Source organism: Cyanobacteriota bacterium, assembly GCA_025054735.1.
Classification (GTDB): Bacteria; Cyanobacteriota; Cyanobacteriia; order SKYG9; family SKYG9; genus SKYG9.
Genome location: JANWZG010000416.1, coordinates 1 through 3,349 on the forward strand (window position 1 = coordinate 1; position 3,349 = coordinate 3,349).

Genomic DNA, 3,349 nt, shown 5'->3' on the forward strand with positions numbered 1-3,349 from the left:
CAAGGAATGGCATCGGCTGTCTCACCAATGTAGTAGGAAATATCCGGTTGAAACTCTGCAACCCCAGCTTTGCGGTAGGAGCAACCATCTTTAGCCGTCATAGGAATTCCTTGATGAGCGGCAAAAAAGGCAAGCGCAAAGAGAATCAAAGCATGGTCATTGGAATGATCAGATCCAGTAGACATGGGTTCAAATCTCATCTGGCCATTGCGATAGTAGCCTTTCAGCTTGGCAGTGGCTGGGTCGTCAGCAAGGCGAACAAAGTCATCCCAGCGGGCGGGTTGCCAAGTGTTGATGAGGGGTTTAGTATGTAGCGACATTACACTGGCTGACTAGGAAGTTGCGACTTTCACCTTAACATTCTACAAAAAGATATGTCTACAAGAAGACTGATTACGCCTTACAGCGGCTTTCGCGTGGGGAGCAAAAGCCACCTGTGCGCGAGCAGGCAGTGAGCAAGGATTGTGTATAACGCATTGCGCCATGGGATATTGCATCCACTCCTACAACGCATCACGACTTGTGTAGCACGACCCAAAGAGTGACAGCCCAAGAGATGATGAAAACCACGATCGCCTTTGGGAGGGGGACTTGGATGCACTTCTCTTCGCCTCCTGTGGGAGGAGAGGTTGGGGAATGAGGGCCTGCAAAGGTAACATGCTCTCTAACTAGATTGTGTACTGCTATGCAGTCCATAGAAGTCTACTGTCCTAACTAAGCCATGGAGATAGGACACCTCTTAGGCGGGGTCACAGCGGATTTCTAGCAGGAAGCCGTCGGGATCGTAGAAGTAGATACCCCGGCCAGTCGGGCGGCTAACAGGGCCTTCGGCGATCGGAACAGAGGAGTGGTGCAATACCTCAACCGCTTGGTCAAACTGATGGGGGGCAATATCGAATGCTAAATGGGCAGCACGGGTAAACTCTCGGCTGGGGTCAGGATCAGGTGGAGTCAGGTTTGGGGTAAAGAATAGGTCTAGAATCGTACCATCAGGCAGCATGAAGTTGGCCACCTTACCCTGGTTGACCAACTCGCGTAAGGTCTCTGGAATGTCATTGCCGCGCAGCTCCTGCAAACCCAAGGTTTTGCCATAAAACTGACGCGATCGTCCTAAGTCCGCCACATTTAAGGCAATGTGATGAACACTGCGTAAGGTACCAATTGCCAGTTTGGTTGAATCAGGAGCTAGCATGGCTTAGATAATCATTAAACGCGATCGTGCCAACATAGCCCTAGGAGCGTACCAGTCACTAACAGCTTTAGGAATTCTACTCCTAAGTAGCTGATTTGCAGATGCACCATGGCGGCTAGCTGGGCAGTAGAGCGGGTAATGGGTTCAAACAGATTCAAATCAAGGCTGAGGGCGCTCATGCTCGGAGCCAAAACGTACATATAGAGTAGGGCAATCGTCAACAGTAGAATCGCCATTAGCACAGGGGCTAACCCCTTGCGGTGCAACACATCTTGGTACGATCGCAATATCCAAATGCCCGTGAGCACCAAAGCCCCACACATGACCTCCACTCGGTTAAACCACCAAAACAGAGAATAACCAGCAGGCACAAAGTCTGCGCTGGCAAGCATTCCCGCGGTATAGAGGCTGGGCATAAGGATAAAGTCCATCAGCAGGCTGCTACTAAGCCAAAAGGCAAGACACGCTATCACGACAACCCGCCACCTTGCTCGTTGAGCACTGCCAACAGGCGTAGTTTTGAGTACAGTATCCATAATGAGTCCAAGTAGTTTGTATCGATACTTTCAGCGTAGTGGTTACCCTCGCAATCAGCAGTAATCCTACATAATTTGTTGTCAATCTTGGCAAACGATCGTAACTACTGACATGATGCTTAATGCTGGGCAGTAGCAGTCTACAGCACTCGTAGAACTGTAGGCACACTGTCGATGGCTGCTAGTTGCTGAATATCCCGCAAGGCTGCACGAAAACTACCTTCCTGCACATCATGGGTGACCACGACAATTTCTGCTAGATCATGCTTTAACCCTGCCTGAACGATCGACTCTAGGCTGACATGATGATTACCAAAACAGGTACCTACTTTTCCAATGACACCAGGATAGTCTTGAGCCAGCAGTCGTGCATAGAAGCGAGTGGTCAGGGTGTCTAGGGGAGCCAAGTTGGCGTAGGAACTGTGGGGGCAAGAGAGCAGAGGGTGAAGCATAGGCTTGGCAACGCCTGGGGCTTGGGTTGCGAGAATGGCGACAATATTGAGAATGTCAGATACCACAGCGCTGGCTGTTGGGCCTGATCCAGCACCAGGGCCAAAGAACATCACTTGGCCGATCGGCTCACCCTCTACCAAAATTGCGTTATAGACTCCATTCACGCTGGCTAGGGGATGGTCGATTGGCACCATGGTAGGATGCACACGAATCGATAGGCAGGGGGTGGAATCCTGCATGGCTGTGCTGGTCGGTTGTTCTTCAGCGATCGCCAATAGCTTGATCACAAACCCTAGCTTTTCTGCATAAGTAATATCAGTGGCCGAAACTTGACGAATCCCTTCACAGTGCACATCCATGAGGTTAATACGCTCACCAAAAGCTAGAGACGCTAGGATTGTGATCTTGTCTCGGGCATCTAGACCATCTACGTCAGCAGTGGGATCAGCTTCGGCATAGCCCAGGCGCTGGGCATCGGCAAGTACTTCAGCAAAGTCTGCTCCTTCTGCCTGCATTCGCGTCAGGATGTAGTTAGTGGTGCCATTAACAATGCCCATGACCGATCGCACTCGGTTCGCTCCTAGGGACTGCTTGAGGGGCTGAATTACTGGAATGCCACCACCGACAGCCGCCTCTAGCAAGACATACACCCCTGCCTCATTGGCCGCAGTAAATAATTCATCCCCATAGCGAGCAATAGCAGCCTTGTTTGCAGTGACTACGTGCTTACCATGGGCAATAGCAGTCAACATGAGACTGCGGGCTGGCTCCAGCCCTCCAATGACTTCCACAACAATGTCAATTTCAGGGTCAGTGACAATTGCTGCCAAATCGGTTGTGAGCACCTCAGTCGGTACTGTTGTGGGGCGTGGTTTGTCTAGTGACTTGACCCCCACCCGATGAATAGCCACGTCTTGCAACAGGGGATGCCGTCGTGTTGGATTCGAGAAAATTTCAGCAACACCACTACCGACCGTGCCTAATCCCAATAGTCCTACCTTAATTCGTGTCACGCTTTTACCAGGTTCTTGGTTGACAACCACCTTTGTACCATGCCACCTAGGGCAGGCGATCGTCAATTCATCGCGGCCAAACCTCACAGTTAGGTTTGCTAAGGAGTGGGAAGACTAAGACTGGATCAAACCGTGATCACACTGTTAGGCAAATC

Annotated in this window: 4 protein-coding genes; all 4 read right to left on the reverse strand. The window is 50.9% G+C overall.

Annotated features, from left to right (window positions below):
• The coding region (locus NZ772_16050; protein MCS6815068.1) for a Uma2 family endonuclease at positions 1 to 320 on the reverse strand (320 nt) is incomplete at its 3' end.
• A gap of 419 nt (positions 321 to 739) precedes the next feature.
• Entirely contained in the window at positions 740 to 1,192 is a 453-nt protein-coding gene (locus tag NZ772_16055; GenBank protein ID MCS6815069.1) for a VOC family protein, read from the reverse strand.
• Between the two features lie 14 nt (positions 1,193 to 1,206).
• Entirely contained in the window at positions 1,207 to 1,728 is a 522-nt protein-coding gene (locus tag NZ772_16060) for a hypothetical protein (protein ID MCS6815070.1), read from the reverse strand.
• 140 nt (positions 1,729 to 1,868) lie between these two features.
• Positions 1,869 to 3,194 (reverse strand): homoserine dehydrogenase, encoded by a 1,326-nt coding sequence (locus NZ772_16065; GenBank protein MCS6815071.1) that lies wholly within the window; start codon positions 3,192 to 3,194, stop codon positions 1,869 to 1,871.
• Positions 3,195 to 3,349: the final 155 nt, after the last annotated feature.